The following is a 6,000-nucleotide window of genomic DNA, read 5'->3' on the forward strand; positions in this document are numbered from 1 at the left end:
TGAGCGCAACAATGAGACCGGAGCTTGAGCCTGATTTAGTCACTTAAGAAGTGCGGACTCTTTTGCCATGATTTCGAGTATTAGGAAGATTTCAGTTTCTTAACGGTAACTGTTGGGTACGTCATAGAAGATTGACTAGATGTCTGCTTGAGGAGTTTGTTAGCCATCTTTATTTTACTAAGCCTGCGCTGTTCAATGACTTCTTTCACATTAATCTTTGGCGCATCCTCTAATTCTACTTTTTTCACTTTCAGCCTCCAATAACCGATCCCGTATAGGACAAAATCGCACAGATATTCGTTCCAACATCAGTGTTTCGGTGTGTGATTTAAGCATCAATTGATTCAATAGGCAAAGTCACTGGGTGTTTTGGGAACGATACAATACAGTGGAGCAAGACCGCAAATGTGCTTTCTTGCTAGTAGCAATCAAAGCCTTTTCTAAAATAGGAACGAAGTCGTTATAACTAGTCATACAGTGGCTTTGAAACTGTTTTCGCCTTTTATTTTTGCGTAAAATATGCGCAAGAAAAGGAATAAAATGAACACAGATAATTAGGTATGGTTTTTGTGTTTCTTCTTTTTCTAGATGCAAACAGAAGTCTTTTATAAGTTTGTATGCGTATATAAAAACGCCCAACAAATGTTGGGCGAGAGGCTTAGAGTAATGGTCGTCAAGCTTCTTGCAAAACCCAAAAGTAAGAGGTTTCATTTTCATCTTGTAGTGGGCCCGGCATTATTTCTCCTTCTTTGAGAGAAAGCACCTCAGAAGAAAGGTTAGATTGCCATTCCCCTGTCATTGGACACATTGTTTCTGGAAATGCGACTTGGATAGGCGATAAATTAGCCTTCAGTATCAACTTATCAAAACCTTGTTTACGTGCTTCTGCTACCCAATCCTTCGGGTAATAGGGCAAATGATTGTAACCAGTATCATCTAAATCAAATAGCAAAGTGATCATGGCGGCTTCCAATGCCCAATAACCAAAAAAAGTTGGAAAACGTGCTTTGTGTCTATTATGCCAATAACAATCTTTCATGCCTTTATACCAACCGCGAAGGTAAGTTTTAACGCTTTCTTCACGCTCTTTTTTACTCGGCTCCAGTGGACCCGTTTTTATCGCGTTATACAAATGCTGGTAGCTGTCGGGAAAGACCAGAGCTTCTTCAGTGTTATCTGGAATACCATGAACATTAAACAAGCGGAACAACTGAGCCATGCAAGCCTCACCACTCACCTCCGGTGACGTTCCATACATGCGAGTGATGGTTGATAGATACTCTGTTTTTCCAGTTAGCGCAACAAAACTTAAACACCACAACAAGAATTGGAAGGAATCGGGCTCCCAAAATAAAAATTTTTGATCAGGGAAGTCATGTTTGTGTTTTTCTAGATTTTTTAGCGCGAGTTCAGTAAGAGCATTCACTTCTTTTATGCTTAGTCCTCCTGAATAGCATAAAATAGCATTTTCATATCGATTCAAAGCCAACATCCAACTAATGCCTGAACGGCGATCCAATTCTTCAGATACGGCATTTTTAATCTGATGAAAATCTTCATCTTGATAAAAATCCTCTAAATTTTCTTGTAGCTCTGTGTAAGTATCTAGTGTTAGAAGAGGATCTCTACGCTTTTTAGTAAAGTTGTGTTCAGTTAAATTCATATCTTTACGTTTCCTTGTGCTTTAGCGTTTTTATCAAGCTTGGTGATATTAATTACTTCTCCTGATTCATCTACAATCATTAACCATCTCTCATATTCTTTCTTTGTAATGTCTTTGAATGTTTTGTAATCGATCTCTTCCGATAATCGTGGCTTTATCCACCCATCACTCATCTGCTTCGCAGGTGGGTAGCTCATACCATTAACCGTACTTCCCTTAGTTTTACTAAGCATTGTATCCTTCGCAATACCATCGTCATCAATGTATTTTCCAGCTTTGGTTCGATACTTAGTCTCAGTAACAACATAGGGCGGCGGCGGATTAGTATTTTGGTAGATACCGTCAATACCTCGCCCACGGGGCTTATCTGTCATCTTCCTAACTTGCCGGTCTTCAGGTAACAAGTTAATAAAGCCTCGCTCTTTCATATGGTGATCGCTGATAATCTCGCCATATATCCCTTTTTGGGAGTTTTTCATCGAACGAATGATATGGGGATCAATTTGAGCAACACTATCATCAAGTCTATGGATAGATTTAGTGTCGGCTAACGCCTTGTGAGGTTGCTCCAGGCTCTTGATTTGTTTTTTTAGCGCAAGCTCAAGATCTTCTAATTTATAAATCGCTTCTTTTAAAGCATTGGGAAGCATCTTATCTGCTTGTGTTCGCACATATTGCATGCTTCTAAGAGCACTTTCCATCCACGTTATTACTTCATCCGGAGCAAGTGATTTCAGTTTTGCTATTAGCCCTTTAAACGTATTAATCACTTCATCAAACAGGTTAAGTAGTGTACTGGTAGATAGCATACTTTTGATGCTATTAAGTTTTTCAACCACATCTTTAAGGACTGATGGTACGCTGATATTTCCTAGAACCTTTTGTACTTTTGGGTCCAGCAAAAATGTATTGATCGGTTTTAATGAACGCCCCAGCGCTTTTGCCATATCTCCGCCAGATTTACGAACAAAAAGAAATATTATCTTTAGCACCCCTTTAACAGCGGAACCTAACGTGGGGATTAAACCTATCAAGGTAAGAACCAGTGCCACCCAAGCCCAGCTATCTTCAGGCTCTTCATGTATTTTTCGGCAGTTAGCGGCTAAATCTCGACAGTCTAGGATTTGGTCAACGATTGGGATGAGCCCTAATAAAGCATTCGCGGCAATTTGACCAGTAGACATGTCTTCATTGAAGTCGCCTTGCAAGGCTTCCCAAATCCATTCAAAACTTGCCGATGCAGCATCAGAAAGTTGTTGGGCTTTTTCTTTAATGAACCCTTCGGCATTGCCTACCGCTTGTTCTAAGTTGTCATAGAGCGCTTCAAAAATATCATTACCTAACATGTATTGCTCCTTTACAACTTATCGATATTGTTCAACAGGTTAGAAATTGGCTCTCGATCAAGATCTTGGTAGGTTTCTTCTGGCTCATAATAAATCTCTACATAGCCATCCGCAGGTTTGTTTAAACGGGCATATCCATCGGAATCAAGAGTCCCTGTTAGCTGGGAGCCGTCTGAAAAGACTGCGCGATAAGGGACGTTTGGTATGGGCGCGAGTTCGCTACTTTGATAGAAAAATTCCAAGAATCGCTCATGAGCCGCTCTGCTCTTACGAACCAATGATGGTCTATCGACTCTATTTTTCTTCGCTGAACTAGGGTTCATATTTACCTTGGCACCTTTAACGCTGATGTTAGACGCACCGTCAACCGTTACACTTGTGCCATATAAGTGTATTTTCCCATCATTTTTTAGTAATAAACCTGAAGCACCAACTTGTAATTGAATTTCGTCTGAGCTGATCACAGCCGTTTTTCCGTCGGACTTGATAGATGTATTGCTACCCACTCTGACAGTCAAATGCTGCCCGATATTTTGGTTATCATCTCCGCCGACATCAATCGAACGTGACTGCCAAATCTCTTGAGATAACTCGCCATCAACCAATAGTTCATCGCTTTTTCCAATGATAGTTTTCTGATTATATTGAATTTTTTTGCTTTGGTTATTGGTGACTTTTTTACTAAGGTTTGTATTGTATGAAGCAGAAACATCCCCAATGATTTCTTCAGTGAAGGTCTGTTTAGCTATAGAAGTCTTATGACCATCAATCTCTTCTTTACGGTTACCTAAAATTTTATTTTCTTGTTTGTTGCCGACTTTTAACTCTTCATCATTACCGATATCTCGGTAACGGTTATTGAGCACTTTGGTCTTCATGTCTTTTTGAGCACGGAAGTGAACCTCTTCTTGGTCACTCTCATCCTCAAAGTACATTTCGTTGTAACCTTCGGCCTTATGGCTTTGGGTTCTAAATACGGTGCGCGTTTTATTTTCTGGTAATGGGTATGGCGGCGTGTGTAAACCGTTGTACACCGCGCCCGTCACTAGTGGGCGGTCTGGGTCACCCTCTAGGAAGGTCACAATCACTTCATGCCCAATGCGAGGTAGATAGACTGCTCCCCAGTTTGGTGCTGCCATTGATTGACTAACACGTAACCAACATGAACTATGTTCATCACTTTGCGCATAGCGGTCCCAATGGAACTGAACTTTGATGCGTCCATATTCATCGGTGTAGATTTCTTCACCCGCAGGACCAACCACAACGGCAGTTTGAGGACCATCAACGACAGATGACGCCATTTTAGGCGCACGGAATGTTACGTCTCGTGGTAAGCAGACAAACTGATTGTGATAAGTTGTAGGCTCATCGCTCGATTCTTCTTCGTGTACACGAGGGTTAAAGCCTGTGTGCATCACCGTCAACATGAGGTAATCACGGTTGATGTTGGAACGAGGATGCTGGCTGATATCGAAGCTGTAACCTGCGGTGAGACGCATGATATCGCTCGCAGCTTCAATCTGATGGCTGTCCACTGTGTATTCGGACATCCACTCTATTGCACGCTTCTGACCTAATTCTGGCGTTGTGTAACGACCAAGATAGTCGTAGCGCTGCAAATCAAAGTTTGGGCCTTCATCGGCGCTTGTACCTTGCGGGATTTTGGGCGTGAGATAGTTGTAATCGCCATAGCTGACGATGCCAGTGCGAGTACGATGGATTTGCTCAAGGTCGAAGATATGCTCTCTATCTGGCGTGCCACCACCTTGGGCATGATAAATCACTGGTCCTAGATATGATGCATTGCTAGGCGAGTTAATCAGCTCTGGTATCGCATCGTTGCTATCGACGATGACCATAGTATGCCCAGCGTCACTGTGTTCGAAATAATACCAAAGGCCATGCTCTGCCATTAATCGCTGCACAAAGTGCTGGTCATTCTCACGGTATTGGAGAACGTACTCTTTCGCTTCGTATTGCGCTGATAGTTCAAAGCGGTAATCGCTCATGCCTGCGTCATCAAAAACCTGACGAAGGATGTCGGGAGCCGCTTGCATCTGAAAGATTCGACAGTCTTGGCGCTGAGTAAGAAACCAAAGGTGTGGAACCACGGTAATATGATAACGCGAGAAGCGGCGACCAGTACCTAAATAGCGAAGCTCAGAGATGCTGCCGTTAAACTGACGAGCCGTTCCCACCCCTTGACCAAACAGGCTTAGGACGCCCATTTTTCGGCTTAACATATCAAACGTGATGGCATCGTCGTCGGACAACACCGTCAGGTTCATTTCAAAGGGGGAAGAGACTGTCTCTGTTATTCGAAAGCTTTCGACTTTAAATGCACCGGAGAACCCGGAAACATCAAAGGTGAAATTTACATCATTAACCATACCATTCGGCTCTTATTACAACGAGGAAATGAGCGGAAAAGGGTTCACCGCCACACGTTAAATAGTCGAACTGTATCAAGCTCCATGACACTCATCACCGTGGTGATTTAACGGGAAATGTGAGCATTCAATAGTGCATTTGGTTGAGTAGGTAGAGAGATTAAATGTTCCAATCTGAAAGTTCACACTTTGCATAGTGATATGAGCGGATTTAGGCCATCTCTAACAGTTCAGTTTTGTGATGTTGGTGAGCAAAAATATTTGAGAGTGACACGATACTTTAAGGAAGTTGCCCTAGAAGAAGATAAAAATTTGAGCCCGTAACGAATTGTTTTATCGATTAATGCTCATCATGATTTGCCTGCCAGCTAAACTATGATTAATGTCGGTGAACAACAAAGATTAAAACTTTTCTGTTACGCAGGGCTGATTGCCACGTGGCGCTATAGCAAAGAAGTGACAATAAAGGTCAAAACTCAATTTCACTAAATAGGCCAACTCAAAGCAAAAAGTAACAATAAAGTTCGAAACTTTTCGATGCTTTTTGTCGCTGTCTGTCTTTTGTTGTAGCAAGCTTTTGTCGAGTAGACGACACCTG

General features: G+C 42.0%; 3 protein-coding genes and 1 pseudogene. All 4 read right to left on the bottom strand.

The window, feature by feature from the left end; genetic code table 11:
* Positions 1 to 80: 80 nt before the first annotated feature.
* A complete protein-coding gene (locus tag BCT11_RS28065) occupies positions 81 to 248 on the bottom strand; it encodes a hypothetical protein (protein ID WP_153645163.1) in 168 nt (55 codons plus the stop codon).
* A 425-nt stretch (positions 249 to 673) separates the two neighbouring features.
* Positions 674 to 1,663 carry a PoNe immunity protein domain-containing protein gene (locus BCT11_RS15220; RefSeq protein WP_102388635.1) on the bottom strand — a complete coding sequence of 330 codons (990 nt, stop codon included), beginning with the start codon at positions 1,661 to 1,663 and terminating at the stop codon, positions 674 to 676.
* On the bottom strand, positions 1,660 to 3,009 hold the full coding sequence (locus BCT11_RS15225; RefSeq protein WP_102388636.1) for a hypothetical protein: 1,350 nt from the start codon (positions 3,007 to 3,009) through the stop codon (positions 1,660 to 1,662). The genes BCT11_RS15220 and BCT11_RS15225 overlap by 4 nt, the downstream gene beginning before the upstream one ends.
* Positions 3,010 to 3,326: 317 nt before the next feature.
* Positions 3,327 to 5,402, bottom strand: a pseudogene (gene tssI / locus BCT11_RS15230) (type VI secretion system tip protein TssI/VgrG); the annotation flags it as partial.
* Positions 5,403 to 6,000 lie beyond the last annotated feature (598 nt).

The sequence above is a fragment of the Vibrio sp. 10N.222.52.B12 genome (assembly GCF_002875385.1).
Lineage (GTDB): Bacteria > Pseudomonadota > Gammaproteobacteria > Enterobacterales > Vibrionaceae > Vibrio > Vibrio jasicida.

Coding starts and splice junctions, on each gene's coding strand:
- BCT11_RS15220 (WP_102388635.1), bottom strand. CDS start 1,663: ATGAATTTAACTGAACACAACTTTACTAAAAAGCGTAGAGATCCTCTT.
- BCT11_RS15225 (WP_102388636.1), bottom strand. CDS start 3,009: ATGTTAGGTAATGATATTTTTGAAGCGCTCTATGACAACTTAGAACAA.